This is a genomic window from Verrucosispora sp. NA02020 (genome assembly GCF_013364215.1).
Taxonomy (GTDB): domain Bacteria; phylum Actinomycetota; class Actinomycetes; order Mycobacteriales; family Micromonosporaceae; genus Micromonospora.
Map to the genome: position 1 here is coordinate 5510558 of NZ_CP054923.1, position 23395 is coordinate 5533952.

Genomic DNA, 23395 nt, shown 5'->3' on the forward strand with positions numbered 1-23395 from the left:
TGAGTACGCAGGGTGGCCCCACGGGGGCGGTTGCGGCGGTAGCATCCAGTTCTATCTCCACCTGGACACAGAAATTCTATCTTCTTCCCCCGGACACATAGACTCCCTGCCGATGGACACACAGGTCGCCGACACGTTGCTGGGCTCGCTGATCGACGGGCGCTACCGCATCCGCGGTCGCGTGGCTCGTGGCGGCATGGCGACCGTGTACACCGCCACCGACGAGCGGCTCGAACGCACCGTCGCGCTGAAGACCATTCACGCCACCGCCGGCGCGCCGGCACGCCCCGGACTGGCCGGTTTCGTCGACCGCTTCACCGACGAGGCCAAGGCCATCGCCCGGCTCACCCACCCCAACGTGGTGGCGGTCTACGACCAGGGCACCCACGACGGCATGCCCTACCTGGTGATGGAGTACGTGCGCGGCCGCACGCTGCGCGAGGTGCTGGCCGAGCGCCGCCGACTCAACCCGGACGAGGCGCTGGCCATCACCGAGCAGATGCTCGCGGCGATCGCCGCCGCCCACCGGGCCGGGCTGGTGCACCGCGACATCAAGCCGGAGAACGTGCTGGTCGCCGAGGCACCCAGCGGTGGTCCGGCCAACCTCGTCGACGGGGTTGTCAAGGTCACCGACTTCGGGCTGGCCCGCGCCGTCGAGGCCAGCACCGACCACGACAACGGCAACCAGCTCATGGCCACCGTGGCGTACGTCGCGCCGGAACTGGTCAGCGACGGTCGCGCGGACGCCCGCACCGACGTCTACTCGGCGGGCATCGTGCTGTTCGAGATGCTCACCGGCCGGGTGCCGTACGAAGGTGACCGGCCGATCGACATCGCCTGGCAGCACGTCGACCGGGATGTCCCGGCACCGTCGACGCTGGTCCCCGGCCTGCCCAGGGTGCTCGACGACCTGGTGGCCCGGGCCACCCGGCGTGACCCGGCGGCCCGCCCCTCCGACGCCGCCGCCCTGCTGGCCGAGGTGCAGGTGGCCCGGGACGGGCTCGGCACCGCGAACAGCCACACCACCATGCTGCCGTCGCTCGCCGACGGGCCGGTGGTCTCCCAGCCCACGATGGTGGTCTCGACGGTCCGCCCGCCCGAGCGACCGCCCTGGGCCCGGCTGCCCGAGGGCAGCCCCCCGCCACGGGGCCGGCGCCGGGCCGCGCCGAGCGGCGGCAGCGGACTGCCCGCCCAGGTGGCCGCGCTGCGGGCCCGCCTGTTCGGCGGGGACTCCGGCGGACGCCTGGCCATCGCCGCCGTCGTGGTGGTGCTCGGGCTGGTCGCCGCGCTCGGTGGCTGGTGGTTCGGGGTCGGCCGGTACACCACCGCCCCGGAACTGGTCAGCATGAGCAAGGCCGAGGCGGAGTCCCAGGCGTCCCAGGGCGGCTTCACGGTGCGCTACGCCGAGCCACGGCACGACGGCGAGGTCCCGCGCGACGGTGTGCTGGCGCAGGAGCCGGCCTCCGCCGCCCGGATCCTCAAGGGCGGCACCCTGACCCTGACCCTGTCGTTGGGACCGGACCGGTTCCCGATGCCGGACGTCGTCGGCAAGGACTTCGACCTGGCCGAGGCGGACCTGGCCAACGCACAACTCGAGGTCGTCAAGGGCGCGGCCCGGTTCGACGACGGCCTGCCCGAGGGCATGGTGGTGGCCACCAAGCCGGAGGCCGGCAAGGAGGTCAAACCGGGGCAGGAGATCACCGTCTTCCTCAGCAAGGGACGGGCCCCGATCACCGTGCCGAACCTGGTCGGCAAGAGCCTCAACGAGGCTCGCGGGATCATCGGCCAGCTCGGTCTGGTGCTGGTCGAGCCCACCTACAAGGATTCCGACAAGCCCCGTGACGAGGTGCTCGGGCAGAGTCCGGCCGACGGCAGCGGAGTGGAGAAGGGCGCCCAGGTCCGGCTGGAGGTCAGCAAGGGACCACCGCAGGTGACCGTCCCCCCCGTCGTCGACCTGCCCTGCCAGCAGGCCAAGCAGGTGCTGGAGAGCCAGGGCTTCCAGGTGTCCGTGCAGTTCAACCCGAACGCCGTCGCCCGGTTCCAGAACCCGAGCGAGAACGCCCAGGTGCCGCCCGGCAGCCAGATCACCATCGGGTGCTTCTGATGACGGCCGCACACCCCGGCCACCGGCCGCTCGGCTCGCACACGCCCGCCTCCGGTGGGCTGGCGAAGGCGGCACTGCCGTACGTCGACGCGGCCGGCTCCGAGGTGGCGCAGGTCTACGTCGGCAACTCCCGGGGCTGGGCGACACCGACCGGTGACCCGGTGCAGGACGCGCTGTTCCGCGACGGTTGTGCCGAACGCGGCGTGGCCGCGTACATCCACGCGTCGTTGCTGGTCAACCTGGGGTCGCCGACGCAGGCCACGGTCGAGCGCTCGGTGCAGACCCTCGCCCACGCGTTGCGCCGGGGTGCCGCGATCGGCGCGCGTGCGGTGGTGTTCCACGCCGGCAGCGCGGTCGACGCCGGACACACCGAGACAGCCATGCGGCAGGTACGCGAGTCGCTGCTGCCGCTGCTGGACTCGGCCGCCGCCGGTGGCGGGCCGATGCTGCTGGTGGAACCGAGCGCCGGTGGCGGCCGGTCCCTGGCCAGCCGCGTGGAGCATCTCGGGCCCTACCTCGACGCGGTGGACCGCCACCCCGGGCTCGGCGTCTGCTTCGACACCTGCCACGCCTGGGCGGCCGGGCACGACCTGGCCGCCGAGGGCGGGATGACCGAGACGCTCGACGTCCTGGTGGCCACCGTCGGCGCGGACCGGCTGCGGCTGGTGCACGCCAACGACTCGAAGGACCTGTGCGGATCCACCCGCGACCGACACGAGACCATCGGCAAGGGCATGATCGGCGAGCCCGCCTTCGCCGAGCTGATGCGGCACCCGGCCACCGCAGGCGTGCCGATCCTGGTGGAGACCCCCACCGAGGGGTACGAAGGCCACGCCGCCGACATCGCCACGCTGCGCCGCCTCGCCCCCGCCTGACCGGCTCCCCCGGTCTCCGGCCGTACCCGCCGCTTCGTCCCGCGCGGACGCGGCGGCGGGCGGGTCAGCGACGCAGGATGCGGGTGAGCACGGTGGCCGCCTGGTCCACGGCGTCGTCGCTCACGTCCAGGTGGGTCACCAGCCGGGCGGTACGCGGGCCGAGGACCGAGATCAACACACCGTCGGCACGGGCCGCGGCGGCCAGCGTCGGGGCGTCCAGGGACGCCTTGGTCAGATCCAACGGCACCAGGTTGGTCCGCGCGACATTCGCCAGCACCCCGAACGGGGCGATCGCCTCGGCCAGCCGGGCCGCCTTCGCGTGGTCCTCGGCGAGCCGGTCGACGTGGTGAGCCAGGGCGTACCGTCCGGCGGCGGCCAGAATGCCGGCCTGGCGCATCCCGCCACCCATCCGCTTCCGGATCGACCGGGCCCGGTCGATCCGCTCGGCACTGCCGATCACCAGCGAGCCGACCGGTGCGCCGAGACCCTTGGAGAGACAGACGGACAGCGTCTCGAACAGCGCACCGTACCCGGCCAGCGGCACCCCGTCGGCGACGTGCGCGTGCCAGATCCGGGCGCCGTCGCAGTGCAGCGCCGCCTGCGCCGAGTCGGCCACCTCCCGCAGCGCGCGGAGCGTGTCCAGGGGGAGCACCCCGCCGCCACTCCGGTTGTGGGTCTGCTCCACGGCGATCGCCCGGGTGGGCACCGCCCAGTAGCCGTCCGGACGGACCATGCCGGCGACCACGTCGGGGTCGATCTCCGCGCCCACCGCAGGCCAGGTCCGCGAGGTGATCCCACCGTACGCGGCAGCCGCACCCATCTCGTACGTGATGACGTGCGCGTCGGCGTCGCAGAGCAGCTCCGCACCGGGCGGCACCACCAGTTGCAGGGCGATCTGGTTGGCCATCGAGCCGCTCGGGCAGTACAGCGCCGCCTCGTGCCCGAACAGCGCGGCGACCTCCGCCTCCAGCGCGTTGACCGTCGGGTCCTCACCGTAGACGTCGTCACCGACCTCGGCGGTGGCCATCGCCTCCCGCATCCCGGCGGTCGGCCGGGTCACCGTGTCCGACCGCAGGTCGATCACACTAGCCACGGTTCTCCCTTCGGCCGCCGACTGCGGGGCTCGCAAGCTCACTCCTCGCGTCAGCCACTGTCACGTCCAGGCCGCCGACTGCGGGGCTCGCAAGCTCACTCCTCGCGTCAGCCACGGAGCATCTCCGCTACGAGGAACGCCAACTCCAACGACTGCTGGGTGTTCAGGCGCGGGTCGCAGGCGGTCTCGTACCGGCCGGGCAGGTCCAGGTCGGCGATGTTCTGCGCGCCGCCCAGGCACTCGGTGACGTCCTCGCCGGTCAGTTCGACGTGCAGGCCGCCCGGGTGGGTGTCCAGCCCCCGGTGCACCTCGAAGTAGCCCAGCACCTCGTCGACGATCCGGTCGAAGTGCCGCGTCTTGTAGCCGTTGGACGACTCGTGGGTGTTGCCGTGCATCGGGTCGCACTGCCACACCACCTTGGCACCGGCGGCGGTCACCTTCGCCACGATCGGCGGCAGCGCCTCCCGGACCTTGTGGTTGCCCATCCGGCTGATCAGCGTGAGCCGGCCGGGGATGTTGTCCGGGTTGAGCTTCTCGCACAACTCGATGGCCTGGTCCGGGGTGGTGGTCGGGCCGAGCTTGACGCCGATCGGGTTGGCGATGCGGGAGATGTAGTCGATGTGCGCCCCGTCGAGCTGCCGGGTCCGCTCACCGATCCACAGGAAGTGCCCGGACAGCCCGTACGCCCGGTTGTCGGAGACCCGGGTCAGCGCCCGGTCGTACTCCAGCGCGAGCGCCTCGTGCGAGCAGTAGAGGGTGACCGTACGCAGCGCCTCGTCGTCGGTCATCCCACAGGCCCGGATGAAGGCCATCGCCCGGTCGATCTCCCGGGCGATCGCTTCGTACCGCTCGCCGGCCGGGGAGTTGCGCACGAATCCCTTGTTCCAGTCGTGCACGGCGTGCAGGTCGGCCAGCCCCCCGGCGAGGTACGCCCGGAGCATGTTCATCGCGGCGGCCGAGTTCGCGTACGCCCGGATCATGCGTTGCGGGTCGGCGACGCGCGCCTCCGGCGTGGCCTCCAGCGAGTTGATCATGTCGCCGCGGTAGGCCGGCAGCCCCCGGGCGTCGGTCGGCAGCGACCGCGGCTTGGTGTACTGCCCGGCGACCCGGGCCACCTTGACCACCGGCAGCGAGGCGCCGTAGGTGAGCACGATCGCCATCTGCAACAGCGTGCGGGCGTTGGCCAACAGGTGGCTCTCGGTGTTGTCGGCGAAGGTCTCGGCGCAGTCACCGCCCTGAAGCAGGAACGCCTTGCCCTCGCAGACCAGCGCGAGGCGCCGACGGAGCTGGTCGACCTCGTACGGTGCGACCACCGACGGCACCGTGTCGAGGACCTTGCAGACCTCGGCCACCTGGGCCTGGTCCGGCCAGGGCGGGGTCTGGGCCCGTGGCAGCTCCCGCCAGCGGTCCAGGCCGAGGGCCTCGTCCTCGGCGGAGTTCACGGTCGGACGGCTGGTCTGCAACACCGGGCTGCCCACCGACGGATGGCTCAACTGATGCCACTCATGGCGCATGAATCCCAGCGTACGGCGACCGACCGAACAGGCGACCGGCGAGGGGCCGGGTTCCGGCAGATGGACGGGTCAGACGGCGACGCAGGTCACGGGGTCGGGGCCGGGGCACTGCCGTCCGGCGCCACCGGGGCGGGGCTGTTCCCACCCGGGCGTTCGGCCGAGATGCACCAGTCGAGCCCGTCCCGGGTGACGGTGAACAGCAGCGCGCGGGTGGCCTCGCGGCGACCGGCGGTCACCGTGACCGAGACGCTGACCTCCTGCCCGGCCTCTCCGGGCCGGATGTCGACGATCTCGGAGCGGGGTACCTCGAAGTGGTCCGCGAAGTCACCGTTGGGGCCGGTGGCGGCATCGTCGAACGCCTCGTGCAGCGTGGTGCAGAGCTGACTGCGCCCGGCCGCCACGTCCTTGGCCGCCATCGCGTCGAGGTACGCCTGCACCCGCTCGCGGGCCTTGGTCGTGGCTTCCTCGGCGGGCGCCCGACCGGGCTGCTCCGCCTCGTCCTCCCCGCCGAGCAGGCCGCAGCCGGCCAGCGCGGCCGGCATGCTCGCGAGCAGCACGGCGGTGACGACCGACCGCCGGAATCTCGTCGGCATCGCTGTCGTGACCTCCGCCCACCATCCGCAACCAGTCGATCGGCGAGTCTGTCACACCCGCGCTGCGTGCAAGGAAGGGACCCTTCCTATCGTCTTTTGCATAGGAAGGGTCCCTTCCTTGCACGCCATCACGCCGCCGACGGCGCGGACGGGGAGGGGCCGGTGCGGCCCCTCCCCGTCGTGTGGGTGACACGTCGGCCTTCGGCTCAGCCGAGACCGCCCTTGATGGCGCCGATCAGCTCACCGTTGCTGGTGTCTCCGGAGAGCTCCCAGAAGAAGGCGCCACCGAGGCCCTGGTTCTTCGCGTACGTCATCTTGCCGCCGATGGTGGACGGGGTGTCGTAGCTCCACCAGTTGCTGCCGCACTTGGCGTACGCGGTGCCGCCGATGGTGCCGGTGGCCGGGCAGGTGTTCTTGAGCACCTTGTAGTCCTCGATGCCCTGCTCGTAGGTGCCGGGGGCCGGTCCGGTGGCGGTGCCGCCGGGCGTCGTCTGGGTGACCCCGGTCCAGCCCCGGCCGTAGAAGCCGATGCCGAGCAGCAGCTTGTTGGCGGGGATGCCCTTGCTCTTGAGCTTCTGGATGGCGGCGTCCGACCAGAAGCCCTGCTGCGGAATGCCGGTGTACGAGTTGAGCGGCGAGTGCGGGGCGGTGGGGCCCTGCGGGGCGAAGGCGCCGAAGTAGTCGTACGTCATCGGCATGATCCAGTTGAGGTGGGTCGAGGCACCGGCGTAGTCGGTCGCGTCGATCTTGCCCCCGTTGCTGCCGTCCGCGGTGATCGCGGCGGTCACCAACGCCGAGGAACCGAACCGGGTACGCAGCGCGCTGACCACGTTCTTGAACGCGTTCGGGCCGCTGGCGTCGCAGGTCAGGCCACAGGCGTTCGGGTACTCCCAGTCGATGTCGATGCCGTCGAAGACGTCCGCCCAACGCGGGTCCTCGACCATGTTGTAGCAGCTCTCCGCGAAGGCGGTCGGGTTCTGCGCGGCCTGGGTGAAGCCGCCGGACCAGGTCCAGCCGCCGACCGAGAAGATCACCTTGATGTGCGGGTACATCTTCTTGAGCTTGCGCAGTTGGTTGAAGCTGCCCCGCAGCGGCTGGTCCCAGGTGTCGGCGACGCCGTCGACGCTCTCCGCTGCGGTGTACGCCTTCTCGTAGTCGGCGTAGCTGTCACCGATGGTGCACCGGCCGCCGGTGGTGTTGGCGAACGCGTACAGGATGTGGGTCAGCTTCGACGCAGAGCCGCTGGTGTGGATGTTCTTGACGTGGTAGTTACGGCCGTAGACGCCCCACTGGGTGAAGTAGCCGACCACCTTCTGGCCGCTCGGCGGCGGCGTGGTCGGGGGCGGGGTGGTGGGCGGTGGAGTCGTGGGCGGAGCGGTGGTCGGCGGGGTGGTGGTGGGCGGCGTCGTGGTGGGCGGCGGGGTGCCACCGCCGCAGGCCACGCCGTTGACCGTGCAGTTCAACGGCGCCCGGTACGCACCGGTGCCGTTGTAGCCCCAGCTGAAGGAGGCGCCCGGGGCCAGTCCGCCGGCCCAGCTCTTCTTGACGGCCACGTAGCGGTTGCCGTTACGGGTGACGTCGGCGTCCCAGGAGCTGCTGACGCTGGTGCCCGAGGGCAGCTCGAACTCGATGCGCCAGGTGCTGACGGTGGCGGTCGAGCCGTTGGTGACGGTGACCCGCGTCTCGTGACCGGTCCCCCAGTCCGACACCCGGTTGAACGAGGTGGTCACGCTTCCGGCGCCGAACGCCGAGGCCATCGGGACCGTGGCGACGGTCACCGCGACCACGGCGCCGACCCAGAGGGCCCGGCGGAGCGATCTCTTCATGTGGCGTCTCCAAACAGTTAGGAAACTTTCCAAAAGGATGAGGAGACGCTACTCACACGACACCACTTCGTCAAGATGTGCATCTTTCGATCTTCGGAGGACGGAAGCCCCCGGCTGAACCCCCCAGGGCTGGATCTCGTGCTTGAGATGGCCCGAGACGCTGCACACATGGCGGGCCGAGGTTGACGCCAGGCAGCGCGCTACGTCACCAGCGACGAGTCACGCGGAGAGCTGCGCCAGCCGTGGCCGGAGCAGGCGGGAGTGCGCCGACAGTGAGCTCTTTCATCCTGGGTTTCGGCTGGTCTGGACGTGATGCAGGGCGAGGATGGCTTGGATGATCGCGGTGGCGCGTCGGGCAGCAGCGGAGTTTGGTCAGGACTTTCCAGCCTTTGAGGGTGGCGACGGTGCGTTCGCCGACGGCCCGGATCTTGGCGTGGTGGCGGTTGACGGTCTTCTGCCGACGGGACAGTCGGGACCGGTGACGGTGCCGCTCGAACGGAGTGCGGATGCTGTCACCGGCGCCCTGGTACGCCTTGTCGGCGAAGGTCATCACGTTCGCGCTGTTCAGTGCGTCGATTAGGCCGTTGGTGCGGGCGGCGGCCAGGTCATGGGCCGCACCAGGCAGGGCAGGCGACGCCCAGATCAGACGTCCGGCGCAGTCGGCGATGACCTGGACGTTCACTCCGTGGCGCTTATGTTTCCCGGAGTAGTACGGCCGCTGATCCGCGATCCGGTCGATGGGGATGAGGGTGCCGTCGAGAATCGCGTACGCGAGCCGGCCGATGTGCCGGATGGCCGCGTTCAGGTCCTGGGCGTGTGCCGCGAGCAGGTCGATGGCTTCCCGGACGTATCGCCAGGCCGTGGTGACGCTGATCGCAAAGCCGCAGGCCGACGAGCGATGGTGTCGCCGTTGCGGAGATGGGCCAGGGCGAGTAGGGCCTGCCGGTCGGCGTCGAGACGCCACCACCGCCCTCGGCGGCGGGTGCGTTCGGCGCGGATGAGGTCGGCAAGGTGGCTCAGGGTGCGGCTGGACAACGCGACCGCAGACGGGTAAGACAGCACAGCGAGGCTCCCGGTTGGGGCATCGGATCTTGGTCGACTGCTGTCTTACCGAGAGCCTCGTCCTATGTCGACACCTACCTCCACCACACCCACCGTGACCAGGCCTATCACGATGAAAATGGCTCAGTCATCCAATACCCCCACTACGGTCGAGCGGGCTAATTCGGCAGGCGCGGCGTGGTGGAGGCAAGAAGTCGGGGCCACCTCATCGACGCGTGCACCGGCACGATTGGCAATCCCTCGAACGACATGCCGCTGGATCACAATCGCCTCTACCGGTTCGAGCATCAAGCCCCGGCACCGTGCCACGGTGCCGGGGCACGGTGCCGGGGCACGGTGCCGGGGCACGGTGCCGGGGCACGGTGCCGGGGCACGGTGCCGGGGCACGGTGCCGGGGCACGGTGCCGGGGCACGGTGCCGGGGCACGGTGCCGGGGCACGGTGCCGGGGCACGGTGCCGGGGCACGGTGCCGGGGCACGGTGCCGGGGCACGGTGCCGGGGCTTGATGCTCGAACCGGTCCCACCGATGGAGCGGCTGGTACAACCGCCATGGACCTGGCCTACCTGCCGCCCAACGAGCCAACCAATGCGCTCATCACCCCAGCCGGCAAGTTCTGTCAGAGCCCAGGCCTTCACCAGACTCGGGGCGGATCAAAAGAGCCGTCACTCGGACAGCCTCAAATTAGGTTTAGGCTGCTGAAGCTTCGTTTGGCTCGATACGGTTAGGTTCAAGTCGACTATTCGAATGCCCATCCTCCCTCAACTGCTCTGCGTCATCGCCTTTAACAGCTGCCGCTCGCTGCTGATGCCGACTCGCAAAGAACCACAGAGAACCAACCGCCACCAAAAGGACCACGTGGACAGCGGGACTACTGCCTCCTTCATGGAGCCAACCTCCCCACCCCTGCATGACTCCTATGGGTAGGCTAACCTCCGCATTATTGCTCGGCGCGATGGCAAACGACAACGAGACAAGCAAGGCGACCGAGAAGATAAAGCCAGCGATGTACGTCATCTTGGATCGCTGGGAACGCTTTCGTATCCCCACGGTGAGTGAGTACAAGACTAAGCTACTCAAGGATGCGATCCCAAACATCGGCAGGATCGGCAGACGTGGAGAGCTGACGGCTACTACCACATTCCTCAAATCGAACACTGCACCTGCCTGCAATCCAATAACTTGGATACCGAGGAGGCCAACAATAAAGATGAACACAGCCCCGACGGCCATTCCGCAAGCGCCCCAAGCCGCACTCTTCACTCGGCAACCTCTTCGATGCATCGACGACCGTGATCGCTATTCACTGCATCACCAATATACCCAACAGCTGATAGGAGCTGAACCGCCAACACCGCTGGCTGTCCAGTAGCACTTGCTATATAGACTGGAGTACCGCTGATGGGAGAGGTAAACAAAAGCAGGGGAGTCGCCGGATGCGCGACCAACCTCGCTATATCCAGGGGCATCGTAATAGCTGACAATCACACTTCTCCCCACGCCCAGATCCGTACCCACTTGGCCACCTGTGATGCTCGAACGAAGCCCAGAATAACGAGGCTGCGATTCGGGGGTCCTGACCTTATTGGCATACTGGTAACTCGCTGCATGCGCAGCAGGAATAGCGATGCTTGACACCACGGAGAACAGAGTAACGAATATTCCCAACCGTGCAATAATCTGTGGGCGGCGGGTGTCGAACGAGTACTGGTGGGAATCCATCACGGCGAACCCTATCGCCCCTCGGAAGGGATAGGGGAAAAGCGGAAGGAACTTCCGTCGCTCCTCCGCACTTCTGATCCTTTCCAGCCGGATGTCGCCTTCGAGCGGACGGTCAAGAGATTCGCGCCTGGAACGACCCTCCCTTTCTGCCTGGGGTCGTAGCTCTCCGCACCGAGCTCGGTAGGATCAATATCGGCTGGTAGCAGATACGCCTCCGCAGTCTGGCCGTCGCCACCAGCAACGAGCCCCAGCCCCTTCTTGTAGAAGTCAGTCACGTAAGTGCATGTTGATGCTGACACCTCGTTGCCACCACTGATCTGGAGGATCAAACATACCTGCGAAGTTCCAGCACGACCGACCCAGTAATTCGCAACGTCGTCTCTCCCGAGATACCGCACTGATTCTTGCGAGACGTTACCGAGTTTGTCGAGCTCAACGCTTGCAGGCACGCGATCTTGAACGGATTGCTGAACGGCGAGCACCGGCAGCATTTCTTCGATACTCGTTCGAGAATCGTCTCCTGCGATCGCTGGAAGCGCCGTCGACAGCACGATCAACCCCGCTACACCAGCCGTTGCAATAGTGGTTGCAGTTCTCATTGAGGATTCCAATCGTGTGTTCTCGAGGAACTCTAGTTCCGGGAAGCGCAGGTGATTTTCAAGTTTCCGATGTTTTGGTTTGTAAAAGGCCAGTCCCAATAGCACTTCTGTCGTGCGTCTGTCACCCGAGCATGGGTCATGCTGGTGTTTCCTGCTGATTTAGCAAGACCAATTGTTCGGTAGCCAGGATGCGCGTAGTACGTTTCGATTACGTTGATTGCGGGAGCACCGTCAGCACTGAAGCTTGTCTCTGCGAAACCGCCCGTAATCGAAGGTCGCACCCCCGAGTCGCGAACTTGAAATTCCGCAGTGGACAATTGGTTCGCATAGTAGTAATAACTAGCAGCATGCGCTAGTGGAGCCGCGAGGAGTGCTATAGAGACAGCGAGCGCCACGACCACCGAGCAGTTTCTTAGATTCCTTACGATCGACCCCACCGACGTTGTAGAAATTTGCAAACTAGCAGCTGACTGGCCGGTACCCACATCCACCCCATTCTTTGCCACACGGTTCCCTGCTCTCACGCCTCGGCACCCCTATCTAGAATGATCACGAACTATACAGTAGATTCATTGATTTCGCTAGACGAATGGGCTTGCCACTGAGTGCCCTACGTCGACCTCGACATCCGCCAGCTGCGCCGCTCCCACGCTCTGAACTGGATCAACGCCAGGGCATCCCAGCTCTTCGAAGTGGAGCGGGGTTGATGACGGGCGACCACACGGATATGACGGACCCGCAGCTCGGCGGGGACTGATATGTAGATGCCATGGAGAATCTGTCTCGGTTTCATGAAGTTCTCATGTAGATTTCATGAATGCTCGAGTCAGCCGGCTAAACCGTGCGCACTCGGTACGCCCAGTGGGCAACGAGATGGCAACGAGGTTGCCGACCACAGAAGTCGCCCGGGTAGGCTCGAGGCTCGCTCATCTGGGACTGTCCTGAATTCGGCCAGCCCACGGCGCGAAAGATTGTCAATGCCTTTGGATGGAGACCGTGTCCGCACTCAGAGTGAACTCCCTGTACAAGGTCTACGGGAACCGCGCCGACAAGGCGATGGAAATCCTCAGGAACAGCGCAGGCAGGGACGAGGAACTGGCAGGTCTACCGGTCACGGCTGCGGTCGTCGACGCGAACTTCGAGGTCAGACGCGGCGAGATCTTCGTGGTCATGGGCCTGTCCGGCTCGGGGAAGTCCACCCTGATCCGGATGCTCAACGGGCTGCTGCCCGCCACGCACGGCACGGTGGAGGTCGACGGGGTCGACATCACCACGCTCAAGCCCGCCGCGCTACGCAAGCTACGCCGCGAGAAGATCAGCATGGTCTTCCAGCACTTCGCGCTCCAGCCGCACCGGTCGGTGCTGGACAACGCCGGCTACGCGCTTGAGGTCGCGGGCATGCCCCGCGCCGAGCGCCGGGAGAAGGCGCTGCAGGCGCTCCGGATGGTCGACCTGGACAAGTGGGCGGACAAGCTGCCGCAGGAACTGTCCGGCGGCATGCGCCAGCGGGTCGGTCTGGCCCGCGCGCTCGCCGCCGGCACCGACATCATGCTCATGGACGAGGCCTTCTCCGCGCTCGATCCGCTCATCCGCCGCGAGGTGCAGGACCAGCTCCTCGAACTACAGGCCGAGCTCGGCAAGACGATCGTGTTCATCACGCACGACCTCAACGAGGCGATGCGCCTCGGCGACCGGATCGCGGTCATGCGTGCCGGCCGGATCGTCCAGATCGGCACCGCCGAGGAGATCCTCACCGACCCGTCCAACGACTACGTCGCCCAGTTCGTCGCCGACGTCGACCGGACCAGGATCCTCACCGCGGCGGCGGTCATGGAACGGCCGCTCGGCGTCGTGGACGTGAACTCCGGCCCGCGGGTGGCCGCTCGCGTGCTGCGTGAGACCCAGACGTCAGCCGTCTACATCACCGGCCGCGACAAGCGGTACCTGGGCACCGTGACCGCCGACGACGCCACCCGGGCGGTCCGGGACGGAATGACCAACCTCCAGGAGATCGTGTCGACCGAGTACGCCCGAATGGTCGACGACACGACGCCGGTGGCCGACATCTTCGCGCCCTGTGCCGAGAGCCCGGCGCCCGTCGCCGTGGTCGACGCAGCCGGGCGGCTCGCCGGCGTGATTCCACGGGTCACGCTGTTGAGCGCCCTGGGCAGCATCAGCGCTGACATCGGCGAGCACACCGCCACGCCGGAGCCCGCCGGGACGACGCCGACCGCCGACGCGGTCCAGGCGGGCGGAACGGCCGACACGACGCCGCCCGGAAGCGACACCGCACCGCAGGTACCGGTCCAGGTGGTTGCCGAGCCATCGGTCCGCCTCACGGGAGGATCCGCGTGAACCGCGCCGACGGCCTCGACGACATGCTGCCGTACATCCGGATCGGCGACGCGTTCAAGACCGCCGTCGACTGGTCGAGAGAACATCTGTCCGCTGTCTTCGACGGCATCGCCGCCACCGTCGACGCGCTGGTCGAGCCGCTCGTCGACCTACTGACCGCGCCACCGGCGATCGTCATGGTGCTGATCTTCGCCGGCCTCGGCTGGTGGCTGCGGAGCTGGAAGTTCGGCCTGGGCACCTTGCTCGGACTCGGCATGGTGGCCGGGATGCCGATCTGGGACCAGACCATGAGCACCCTGGCACTGGTCCTGGTGGCCAGCGGCCTCGCCCTGCTGCTGGCCATACCCGTGGGCATCTTCATTTCGGAGAGCCGCCGTGCCTCGGCAGTCGTCCGGCCGATCCTCGACCTGATGCAGACGATGCCCGCGTTCGTCTACCTGATCCCGGCCATCTTCTACTTCGGCGTCGGCGTAGTGCCCGGCGCGCTGGCCACCGTGGTGTTCAGCATGCCGCCCGGCGTACGCCTGACCGAGTTGGGCCTGCGCCAGGTCGACCGGGAGGTCGTCGAGGCCGGCGAGGCGTTCGGCGCTTCGCCGTGGAAGATCCTGCTGCGTACCAAGCTGCCGCTGGCCCTGCCCACCATCATGACCGGCGTCAACCAGGTCATCATGCTGGCGCTGTCGATGGTCGTCATCGCCGGCATGGTCGGTGCCGGCGGTCTCGGTGAGGTGATCACGACGGCACTCTTCCGGGCCCAGGTCGGCGCGGGCTTCGAGGGCGGCATCGCCGTGGTGATCCTGGCGGTGGTGCTCGACCGTCTCACCGATTCGATCGGCGCGCGTACCGCGTCCGCGAAGGCGCAACGCGCCATGCAACGAGCCTGATCCCCCGTCCTGACCCACGCAGGGAAGTCCCGTTGCCGGTGCCCTGCCTCGCTACCGCGAGTTCCGCCGGTGCACAGCAACGAGGGAAGGAAACTCCACATGTGGAGCAGAAAACTGGTGCGCCGGGTCGCGCTGGCGGCCACCGCCGCCCTGGCGCTGACCGGTGCCGCGGCCTGCGGCAACTCCGACGAGTCTGCCGGCGGTGACAACAAGAAGATCACCATCGGCTACATGTCCTGGGACGAGGCCATCGCCGCCTCGTACCTCTGGAAGAACCTGCTGGAGGAGAAGGGCTACGAGGTCGAGCTGAAGAATATCGAGGCCGGAATCGTCTACCAGGGTCTGGCGACCGGCGACATCGACCTCTTCCTCGACAGCTGGCTGCCGCAGACGCACGCCGACTACATGAAGGAGTACGGCGACAAGCTCGAGAAGCTCGGCGTCTGGTACGACAACGCCAGCCTGAGCATCGCCGTGCCCGAGTACGTCAGCGACGTCAACTCGCTGGAGGACCTGGCCGCCAACGCCGACACCTTCAACGGCGAGATCATCGGCATCGAGGCTGGCGCCGGCCTGACCGCCGCCACCCAGGACAAGGTCATCCCGGAGTACGGTCTGACCGGCAAGCTGAGCCTGAAGACCTCGTCGACCCCGGCCATGCTGGCCGCGCTGGACGGCGCGATCAAGGCCCAGAAGCCGATCGTGGTGACCCTGTGGCACCCGCACTGGGCCTACGCGAACTACCAGCTGAAGGACCTGGCGGACCCGAAGGGCACCCTCGGCGCAACCGAGGAGATCAACACCCTGGCCCGTGAGGGCTTCAGCGCGGACTTCCCCGAGGTCGCCGAGATGCTGAAGAAGTTCAAGATGGACAACCAGCAGCTCGGCTCGCTGGAAGACCTGATGTTCAACGTGCACCAGGACGACGAGGAGAAGGCCGTGGAGGAGTGGCTGAAGGCCAACCCGGACTACGCCGGCACGGTCGACGCCGCCACCTCCTGACCCGGCACTGAGCGTTTCGCCGCGGTGGTGGGGCCCACGTGGCCCCGCCACCGGCGGCGGTAGCCTCGCGACATGACGGTCTTCGACACCCCCATCGACGCGCTCGCCGGCGGTCCGGCCGACCTCTCGCAGTACCGCGGTCGTACGCTGCTGGTGGTCAACGTGGCATCCCGCTGCGGCCTCACCCCGCAATACGCCGGCCTGCAGAAACTCCAGGACGAGTACGCCGGCCGGGGGCTGGTGGTGCTCGGTGTGCCGTGCAACCAGTTCGCCGGCCAGGAACCGGGCAGCGCCGCCGAGATCAGCGAGTTCTGCCAGGTCAACTACGGGGTCACCTTCCCGCTCACGGAGAAGGTCGACGTCAACGGCGCGGACCGCCACCCGCTCTACGCGGCGCTGGTGGACACCTCCGATGCCGACGGTCACACCGGCGACGTCCGCTGGAACTTCGAGAAGTTCCTGGTCGCCCCGGACGGCACCGTCGCCGCCCGGTTCGCCCCCACCGTCACCCCCGACGACCCCACCCTGCGCGCCGCCGTCGAGAAAACCCTCCCCACCCCCTGACCCGCCATCCCCCACCCCCGACGGTGTGCGTCACCGGAGTTGACCAAGGAGTTTGCACGCTCAGACCTGCCTCTTCCGTGACCAAACTTCTTGATCAACGCGGGGGTCGGCGTGTGGGCGGGATGCTTGCGCCCGCGGACGGGAGCGGACCCTCTCCGGGGACACCGGAGGCACGGACGGTCCTGAGACGCGCGGACAGGTCACCCGGCGCGCACAGTCATACACTCAGCCCCGGCGATCATGGAGTTGCGGCAGGAGTTATGCCTTGAAAGTGCCGGTTCGGGTACGCCACAAGTCCATGATCGGCGGGGTGGACCGGATCCGGCGCGAACCCGGGGTCGGTGGCCTGCGGCGGGGGTAGGTTCGGACGTGACGGGTCGACGTGTGGCGGGAGGATCTGGCGTGTCGGTCGTGGGTCTGATCGGGAGCGGACACATCGGGGGCACCGTCGCACGGCTGGCGGTGGCCGCCGGGTACGAGGTGGTGGTCAGCAACTCGCGCGGACCGGAGACGCTGACCGACCTGGTCGACGAGTTGGGCTCGGGTGCCAGCGCGGGCACCGCTGACGCCGCCGCCGAGGCCGGTGACCTGGTAGTGGTCACCATCCCGCTCAAGGCGTACCGGTCGGTGCCGGTCGCGCCGTTGGCCGGCAAGGTCGTCATCGACACCAACAACTACTATCCGCAGCGCGACGGCCGGTTCCCTGAACTGGACGAGGGCACCGCCACCAGCAGCGAGCTGTTGCAACGTCACCTGCCCGAGTCGCGCGTGGTGAAGGCGTTCAACAACATCCACTTCAGGCACCTGTCCTCCCTGGCCCGACCGGCCGGCGCGGCCGACCGCAGCGCGCTGCCCATCGCCGGGGACGACGCCGAGGCCAAGGCCGTCGTCACCGCGTTCCTCGACCGCATCGGCTACGACGCGGTGGACGCCGGCGCCCTCGCCGAGAGCTGGCGGTTCCAGCCGGACACCCCGGCCTACGGCACGGTCTATTCCGCCGACCCGGCCAACTGGCAGCAGGAGGCCCCCGGCGACGCTGACAAGCTGCGCGCGGCGCTGGCCCAGGCCGGCTGACCCGTCAGCCCCCGCCGGCCGCCGGCACGGGTGGCGGCCCCGGCTCCAGGTTCATCCGTCGCTAGCTGCCGCGCCCTCGCGGCGGGCCCGCCACTCCGGCGCCAGCACCGACCAAACCTCCAGGTCGACCCGCCCGGACGGACGGGACAACACCTCCCGGAGTACGCCGTCGCGCCGCATCCCGAGCCGACGCGCCACCGCGATGCTGCGCACGTTGCCCGCGTTGGTACGCCACTCGACCCGGTGCAGGCCACGCTCGACCAATGCCCAGTCGATGATGCGTTCGACCGCGCGGGTCACCAGGCCGCGCCCCTCGGCTGCCGGTTCCAGCCAGCAGCCCGCCTCGCAGACCCCGGTCGCCGCGTCGAACGACACCAGCAGTACCCCGCCGACCAGCCGGTCGCCGAGCCAGATCCCCCAGATCCCGCCGCCGTCCCGGGCCCACCGGTCCGCGTAGCGCTGCAACACCTGCCGCGCCCCGTCCAGGTCGCTCGCCACGAAGGACGGCCCCACCCAGGGTGCGATGTGCTCCCGGGCCCGGTCGAGGTTGGCCAGGAACTCCTCGGCGTGCCACGGATCGAGCGGACGCAGTTGCGCGTCCCCGGTCAGGGCGATGGCGAACATCAAGGTGCCTCCACTCGTTGCGTCGCGACGGTCCGTGTGGGCCGGGGGCCAAGCAGGGCCGGTCACGCGCCGAGTTGATCATCTGACGACTGGCGGCCGCGCCTGATCGCCTCGTCGTAGACGCCCGTGTCGATCGCGTCCGCGGTCAACTCGTCCAACGCCTCACGACGCGCCCTCGACCGCCGTTCCTTGTACGCGAGCACGTCATGCAGTGCGAGGCGGCGACTGGAACGGCGAGAGCCTCGCTCACCACCTCTGGCACGTCGACCGGCTCTGCCCCGTCGACGATGAGTTGCAGTCGCCGTCCTCGGAGCGGTCGCCGAGCGAAACGCCGGAGCTCCTCACCGCAGGGTTCCAGCCCGCCTGCGGGCACCACCGTCACAAGGTCCTCCAGCCAGCCTGGTCCTGCCCCCAGCCACCGAAACGAAATAACGATAGCTCCGGCGAACTCGGCGGCTTCTCTGGCGGCAGAAGGGCCGACCGCCCGGACGCCTGCGGCCTTACCGCGCGAGCAACGCCCACATCGGCACACACCGCCACCGAACAGCCGCCGTTTCGTCCACCCTGGTCGATGACCAACCACTGTCGACGATGGCATGTGCGCGAGCTGGGGCAGACGCCTCCGGCAACGGCGTGCCCGGGCCACACCGGTCACAGTGGGCGGCGGCCGGCGAAGCCGCAGTCGGCGCGGTGGTACCAGCGCACGTCGCTGTCGCCTTCCAACCAGCACCAGAGCACCTGACGGCCGTCCCGTTCGCCGGGGAAGTCGAGCAGCACCGGCGCGAGGCTCTTGATCTCGATGCCGTGCTGCCGGATGTCGTCGAGTGTGGCGTGCAGCCGGGCCTCCAGCGCCTTCACCTCGGCGCGCCCGCCGAGCGCGCTCAGCCCGTGGGAGGCCAGGTCGGTCTGCAACTCGGCCAGGTCGGCCCGGACCCGGATCAGTTCGTCGATGCGGGGACGCAGGGTGGCTACCAGGTGCCGGGCCTGGGCGAGTGTGAACACCGCGACAGTATGCGGCACGCCGGTCGCCGGAAGGAGCCCGCTGCCGACCTGCGCCGCCGGGGCGTCGTCACCGCGTACCGGCGGTGCCGTTCACTCGGCCTGGGCGGCCAGCTCGCGGGCCCGGTCGCGGGCCGCTTCGAGGGCGGCCAGCAGCGCCGCGCGTACGCCGTGGTTCTCCAGCTCTCGGATGGCGGAGATGGTGGTGCCGGCGGGTGAGGTGACCGCCTCGCGGAGCTTCACGGGATGTTCGCCGGAGTCCCGCAGCATCACCGCCGAGCCGATCGCGGTCTGCACGATCAGGTCGTGCGCCACCTGCCGGGGCAGGCCGAGCAGGATGCCGGCGTCGGTCATCGCCTCGACCAGCAGATAGAAGTACGCCGGGCCGGAGCCGGAGAGCGCGGTGACCGCGTCCTGCTGGGTCTCGGGCACCCGGATCGTCGCGCCGAGCGGCGTGAACATCTCCTCGGCCAGCGACAGGTGTGTGCCGGTGGCGTGCGCCCCGGCGGAGATGGCGGTCATCGCCTGGTCCACCAGGGCCGGGGTGTTGGTCATCACCCGGACCACCGGGGTGCCCTCGGGCAGCCGGCGGCTGAAGAAGCTGCTGGGCAGGCCCGCGCAGAGCGAGATGACCAGCTTCTCGGCGGGCACCTTGGGCCCGATCTCGTCCAGCAGGGCGGCGGCGTCCTGCGGCTTGACCGAGACGGCGAGCACGTCGGCCTCGTCGACGGCGGTGAGGTTGTCCACCACCCGGACGCCGTAGCGGGCGGCGAGTTCCTCGGCGCGTGCCGGCCGCCGGGCGGTGGCCAGCAGCCGGTCCACCGGCCAGCCGGACCGCAGCAGGCCGGAGAGCATCAGCTCGCCGATCTTGCCCGCGCCGATCACCGCGACGGTGTGCACCCCGGCTGACACCTGACGTACCCCCTTCGGGAGCCGGCGTCGCGGCGGACCTGCTGGTCCGCCGCGACGTCGGGACGACGATCAGCTGCCGAAGAAGACCTCGGCCTCGGCGTACCGCTCCAGCGGAACGGTCTTCAGCTCGCGGGTGGCGTCGGCGAGCGGGACGCGGACGATGTCCGTGCTCTGCATCGCGACCATCTTGCCCCAGTCACCCTCGTGCACGGCGTCGATCGCCTGCAGGCCGAGCCGGGTGGCGAGCACCCGGTCGAAGGCGGTCGGCGTGCCACCGCGCTGGATGTGCCCGAGCACGACGGTGCGGGCCTCCTTGCCGGTCTTGGCCTCCAGCTGCTCGGCCAGCCACTGGCCGATGCCGCCGAGCCGGACGTGACCGAACGAGTCGAGCTCCTGGTTCTGCAGGACCATCTGGCCCTCCAGCGGCTGGGCTCCCTCGGCGACCACGACGATCGGGGCGTACTGGTGCTGGAAGCGCTTCTCGACGTAGCCGGCGACCTGCTCGACGTCGAACTGCCGCTCCGGCAGCAGGATCACGTTGGCGCCACCGGCCAGGCCGGCGTGCAGGGCGATCCAGCCGGCGTGCCGGCCCATCACCTCGACGACCAGGGTGCGGTGGTGGCTCTCGGCGGTGGTGTGCAGCCGGTCGATCGCCTCCATCGCGATGTTCACCGCGGTGTCGAAGCCGAAGGTGTAGTCGGTGGCGCCGAGGTCGTTGTCGATGGTCTTCGGCACGCCGATGACCTTGACGTCCAGCTCGTGCAGCTTGGTGGCGACACCGAGGGTGTCCTCGCCGCCGATGGCGATCAACGCGTCGACGCCCTGTGCGGCCAGGTTGTCCTTGATCCGCTCGACGCCGTTCTCGATCTTGAAGGGGTTGGTCCGCGAGGAGCCGAGGATGGTGCCGCCGCGCGGCAGGATCCCCCGGACCTCCGCGATGCCCAGCGGACGGGACAGACCCTCCAGCGGGCCCTTCCAGCCGTCCCGGAACCCTACGAACTCATGGCCGTAGCTGGCGACGCCCTTACGGACCACCGCCCGGATGACCGCGTTGAGACCCGGGCAGTCGCCGCCGCCGGTGAGCACGCCGATACGCATGATCCGCTCATCCTCCTGGGAGCAATTCGGTCAAGCCCGATCAAGCCCCAGGATAAGTGTCAGGTCAGACCTCGGCACCGTTGCCGGCCCGGGGCGGGCCGTCCCCCCGAACTGTAGTCGCCGCACCGGCCCACCTCACACCGCGCCCCGGTTACCAGCCAGTAAGCGTCGTCACCGCCAGTCAGCAGGTATCGTCACCGGCGGACGCCGGACCACCGCCCGAGCCCGAGCCGCCCTGCCCCAGCAGGCCGACCGAACGGCCGTCCCGGGCGTCCCAGCACCGGGCCTCGGTGACGTGCACCGCGATCAGCGTCAAACCGCTCGTCGCCACCCCGTCGGGGAACCACCCGGTGAGCCCCGGGTGCCACAACCGTTCGGCCCGCGCCCGGTCGTAGTCGTCCCGGGCCGTACCGGACATCGACACCCAGACCCGCCCGTCCGGGTCGTGGAAGCCCACCGCCACCTCCGCGTTGACCCGCAACTGGCGGACGGTCGACGACCCGGCGTCCGCGAAGAACCACAACTCGCCGTCGAAGTCCGCGCGTTGCAGCGCCATCGGACGGCCGACGAGCCGGCCGTCGAGGGAGGTCGTGGTGAGCGTGCAGACTTCGGCCGCCCTGATCAACTCGGTGATCCGGCGCCGGGCGTCCCGGACGGTCAACACCTCGTCACGCTCCCTCACCTCGGCACCGTTGGCCACACCGATGCCCGGGGCAGAACGGGCCAAACCACCGATCGACCGCACTGCGGGGACACCGGCGCTACGAACCGGTGATCGCCCGCCAGCGGGCCAGGTTGTGCCGGGCGTCGACCAGGGCGTCGTGACGGGCCGCGTCGGCGTTCGGCAACCGTGGCCGCCCCCGCTCGTCCCAGAGCTGTCGCAGCTCCTTGGTGTAGCGGGGGATCTCCCGGGGCAGGGCCGGCATGGCGCCCCAGAGCTGCGCCAGCACCACGTGGTCGTACGCGGCGTACCAGGCCCACAGCTCCAGTTCCTCGCCGGGCCGGTCGCGGATCGGCTCGACCAGGAAGTCGTACAGCTCGTCGCGGATGCGCTCCCGCGAGCGCCACGCCCGGTCCGCCGGGGAGGGCAGCTTGTCCAGCACGTTGCGGCGGACCCAGGGCACGGCGCGGCTGGCGTCGAACTCGGTGGAGACCGCGTAGAACTCGCGGTCGTACTCGTCGACGACGCCGATCGAGACCAGCTCGACGGTCCGGCCGTCCTCGATGAATTCGCAGTCGTAGAAGTAGCGGTAGGCCATCCCCGCCATCCTCGCCGACGCCCGACGGGGCCGCTCGACCGGGTCACCCACCCCGGGAGCGTTTCCAATCGTCCCGATTGGGGGACATCCGCAGCTCGAAGCTGTCACGGAAGTGATTTGAGGGGTGTACAGCAAGCGACCGGACCGTCATGATCTGATGTGTACCGCTGCCGGACGCCGCACGGGTGTCAGAACACCTCGTCAAGGGCCGCCAGGCTCACCCGGTGAGCGAGTTTGGTCCTTTACCGGGGAGGGGTGGGGCCGTGGAGATGCGCCTGCCGGAGCCGGGCGACGCGCTCACGGGTGTGGAGATGTTCGCCGGGCTGGAGCCGGAGGTGCGTCAGCGGGTCATCGCCGCTGCGGTGCCCCGGACGTATCGCAAGGGTCAGTTGCTGTTCGTGGAGAACGACCCCGGCGAGTCGCTCATCGTGCTGCGACGGGGTGCCGTGGCCGTGTTCCGCACCGCGCCGACCGGCGAACGGGCCGTGCTGTCGGTGATCCGACCGCCGGACGTTCTCGGTGAGGTCTCGTTGCTGGACGCCTCCACCCGGTCCGCGTCCGCGGAGGCGATCGAGGACTGCACCGCCCTCGCCCTGTCCCGGGGCGCCTTCATGGAGCTGGTGCACTCCAATCCGCGCATCCTGGACGCGGTGATGCGCTCGCTGGGCGCGCTCATCCGCCGACTCACCGAGCAGAACGCCGACCACGTCTTCCTCGACCTGCCCGGTCGGGTCGCCAAGACGCTGGTCCGGCTCGCCGGGGAGAGTCAGGCTCCGATGATCACCATCGAGCTGAACCAGAGCCAGCTCGCCGAGATGGCCGGCGGCTCACGACAGAGCGTCAACCAGGCGATCGGGTCCTTCGCCAACCGTGGCTGGCTGCGTACCGAGGGTCGACGGATCGTCGTCACCGACGTGCCGGCCCTGCGCCGCCGGGCGGGCATGAGCGACCGCTGACCCAGCGCGACGACGCGGGCACGACGAACGGGCGGGGCCGGGGACGATCGTCCCCGGCCCCGCCCGTGCACCGTCCAGGTCAGGGCTTGGTGCTGCCCGGACCGGCCCAGTCCGTACCGCCCGGACCGGCCCAGTCGGTGCCGTCCTTGCCCGACCCCGGCACCTCGCCGACGATGCCCTGCGCCTGCAGGAGCGCGAGGGTCGCGGCGTCCACGTCCACCGAGTCACCGGCCGGATGGGTGACTCCGTTACCGTCGGTCCAGTCACTCTTCAACATGACGT

21 protein-coding genes and 1 pseudogene are annotated in these 23395 nt (G+C 69.0%); 8 read left to right on the forward strand and 14 right to left on the reverse strand.

Annotation, left to right across the window (positions count from 1 at the left end; all coding sequences use genetic code 11):
• The first annotated feature begins 112 nt into the window (after window positions 1-112).
• Window positions 113-2104, forward strand: coding sequence for a Stk1 family PASTA domain-containing Ser/Thr kinase (gene pknB / locus HUT12_RS24470; RefSeq protein WP_176094893.1), 1992 nt, complete (start codon window positions 113-115; stop codon window positions 2102-2104).
• Entirely contained in the window at window positions 2104-2979 is an 876-nt protein-coding gene (locus tag HUT12_RS24475; RefSeq protein ID WP_176094894.1) for a deoxyribonuclease IV, read from the forward strand. Before pknB ends, HUT12_RS24475 begins: the two co-directional genes overlap by 1 nt.
• Window positions 2980-3043: 64 nt before the next feature.
• Here the strand turns inward: HUT12_RS24475 and HUT12_RS24480 are convergent, their stop codons facing one another.
• From HUT12_RS24480 to HUT12_RS24505, 6 genes and pseudogenes are all read right to left on the reverse strand, one after another.
• Window positions 3044-4018: a GntG family PLP-dependent aldolase gene (locus tag HUT12_RS24480; RefSeq protein ID WP_254877074.1), complete on the reverse strand. Its 975-nt coding sequence runs from the start codon at window positions 4016-4018 to the stop codon at window positions 3044-3046.
• Between the two features lie 161 nt (window positions 4019-4179).
• Entirely contained in the window at window positions 4180-5586 is a 1407-nt protein-coding gene (locus tag HUT12_RS24485; RefSeq protein ID WP_131053845.1) for a class II 3-deoxy-7-phosphoheptulonate synthase, read from the reverse strand.
• Window positions 5587-5672: 86 nt separating this feature from the next.
• Window positions 5673-6179 (reverse strand): hypothetical protein, encoded by a 507-nt coding sequence (locus tag HUT12_RS24490; RefSeq protein WP_176094896.1) that lies wholly within the window; start codon window positions 6177-6179, stop codon window positions 5673-5675.
• Window positions 6180-6385: 206 nt separating this feature from the next.
• Window positions 6386-8005 (reverse strand): glycosyl hydrolase family 18 protein, encoded by a 1620-nt coding sequence (locus HUT12_RS24495; protein ID WP_131053843.1) that lies wholly within the window; start codon window positions 8003-8005, stop codon window positions 6386-6388.
• A 282-nt stretch (window positions 8006-8287) separates the two neighbouring features.
• Window positions 8288-9067, reverse strand: a pseudogene (locus tag HUT12_RS24500) (transposase family protein).
• Window positions 9068-10798: 1731 nt separating this feature from the next.
• Window positions 10799-11485, reverse strand: a complete 687-nt coding sequence (locus HUT12_RS24505; RefSeq protein WP_176094897.1) for a hypothetical protein — start codon at window positions 11483-11485, stop codon at window positions 10799-10801.
• An 888-nt stretch (window positions 11486-12373) separates the two neighbouring features.
• Between HUT12_RS24505 and HUT12_RS24510 the strand changes: the two genes are divergently transcribed.
• The 5 genes from HUT12_RS24510 to HUT12_RS24530 all read left to right on the forward strand — a co-directional run bounded on the left by HUT12_RS24510 (window position 12374) and on the right by HUT12_RS24530 (window position 17265).
• Window positions 12374-13741, forward strand: coding sequence for a glycine betaine/L-proline ABC transporter ATP-binding protein (locus HUT12_RS24510; RefSeq protein ID WP_176094898.1), 1368 nt, complete (start codon window positions 12374-12376; stop codon window positions 13739-13741).
• Window positions 13742-13764: 23 nt separating this feature from the next.
• On the forward strand, window positions 13765-14625 hold the full coding sequence (locus tag HUT12_RS24515) for a proline/glycine betaine ABC transporter permease (RefSeq protein ID WP_176095949.1): 861 nt from the start codon (window positions 13765-13767) through the stop codon (window positions 14623-14625).
• 99 nt (window positions 14626-14724) lie between these two features.
• Complete coding sequence (locus tag HUT12_RS24520; RefSeq protein ID WP_176094899.1) at window positions 14725-15627, forward strand: glycine betaine ABC transporter substrate-binding protein; 903 nt, start codon at window positions 14725-14727, stop codon at window positions 15625-15627.
• Between the two features lie 72 nt (window positions 15628-15699).
• Entirely contained in the window at window positions 15700-16191 is a 492-nt protein-coding gene (locus tag HUT12_RS24525) for a glutathione peroxidase (RefSeq protein ID WP_176094900.1), read from the forward strand.
• Window positions 16192-16593: 402 nt separating this feature from the next.
• A complete protein-coding gene (locus HUT12_RS24530) occupies window positions 16594-17265 on the forward strand; it encodes an NADPH-dependent F420 reductase (RefSeq protein WP_176094901.1) in 672 nt (223 codons plus the stop codon).
• Window positions 17266-17316: 51 nt separating this feature from the next.
• Here the strand turns inward: HUT12_RS24530 and HUT12_RS24535 are convergent, their stop codons facing one another.
• The 7 genes from HUT12_RS24535 to HUT12_RS24565 form a co-directional block, all read right to left on the reverse strand.
• The gene (locus tag HUT12_RS24535) at window positions 17317-17889 is read right to left on the reverse strand and encodes a GNAT family N-acetyltransferase (RefSeq protein ID WP_176094902.1); all 573 of its coding nucleotides are present in this window, start codon (window positions 17887-17889) and stop codon (window positions 17317-17319) included.
• Window positions 17890-17951: 62 nt separating this feature from the next.
• Window positions 17952-18092, reverse strand: a complete 141-nt coding sequence (locus HUT12_RS24540; protein WP_176094903.1) for a hypothetical protein — start codon at window positions 18090-18092, stop codon at window positions 17952-17954.
• Between the two features lie 448 nt (window positions 18093-18540).
• Complete coding sequence (locus tag HUT12_RS24545) at window positions 18541-18891, reverse strand: DUF2203 domain-containing protein (protein ID WP_131055753.1); 351 nt, start codon at window positions 18889-18891, stop codon at window positions 18541-18543.
• Between the two features lie 90 nt (window positions 18892-18981).
• Window positions 18982-19800 carry a pyrroline-5-carboxylate reductase gene (gene proC / locus HUT12_RS24550; protein ID WP_131055755.1) on the reverse strand — a complete coding sequence of 273 codons (819 nt, stop codon included), beginning with the start codon at window positions 19798-19800 and terminating at the stop codon, window positions 18982-18984.
• Between the two features lie 69 nt (window positions 19801-19869).
• Complete coding sequence (locus HUT12_RS24555) at window positions 19870-20898, reverse strand: 6-phosphofructokinase (protein ID WP_131055757.1); 1029 nt, start codon at window positions 20896-20898, stop codon at window positions 19870-19872.
• 181 nt (window positions 20899-21079) lie between these two features.
• A complete protein-coding gene (locus tag HUT12_RS24560) occupies window positions 21080-21580 on the reverse strand; it encodes a pyridoxamine 5'-phosphate oxidase family protein (RefSeq protein ID WP_254876946.1) in 501 nt (166 codons plus the stop codon).
• Window positions 21581-21659: 79 nt separating this feature from the next.
• Window positions 21660-22157, reverse strand: coding sequence for a polyadenylate-specific 3'-exoribonuclease AS (locus HUT12_RS24565; protein ID WP_131055759.1), 498 nt, complete (start codon window positions 22155-22157; stop codon window positions 21660-21662).
• A gap of 263 nt (window positions 22158-22420) precedes the next feature.
• Here HUT12_RS24565 and HUT12_RS24570 point away from each other — a divergent pair, with 263 nt between their 5' ends.
• On the forward strand, window positions 22421-23113 hold the full coding sequence (locus HUT12_RS24570) for a Crp/Fnr family transcriptional regulator (protein ID WP_013735136.1): 693 nt from the start codon (window positions 22421-22423) through the stop codon (window positions 23111-23113).
• A 79-nt stretch (window positions 23114-23192) separates the two neighbouring features.
• On the opposite strand, the gene HUT12_RS24575 is transcribed toward HUT12_RS24570, so the two are convergent.
• Window positions 23193-23390, reverse strand: coding sequence for a hypothetical protein (locus tag HUT12_RS24575; protein ID WP_236146062.1), 198 nt, complete (start codon window positions 23388-23390; stop codon window positions 23193-23195).
• Window positions 23391-23395: the final 5 nt, after the last annotated feature.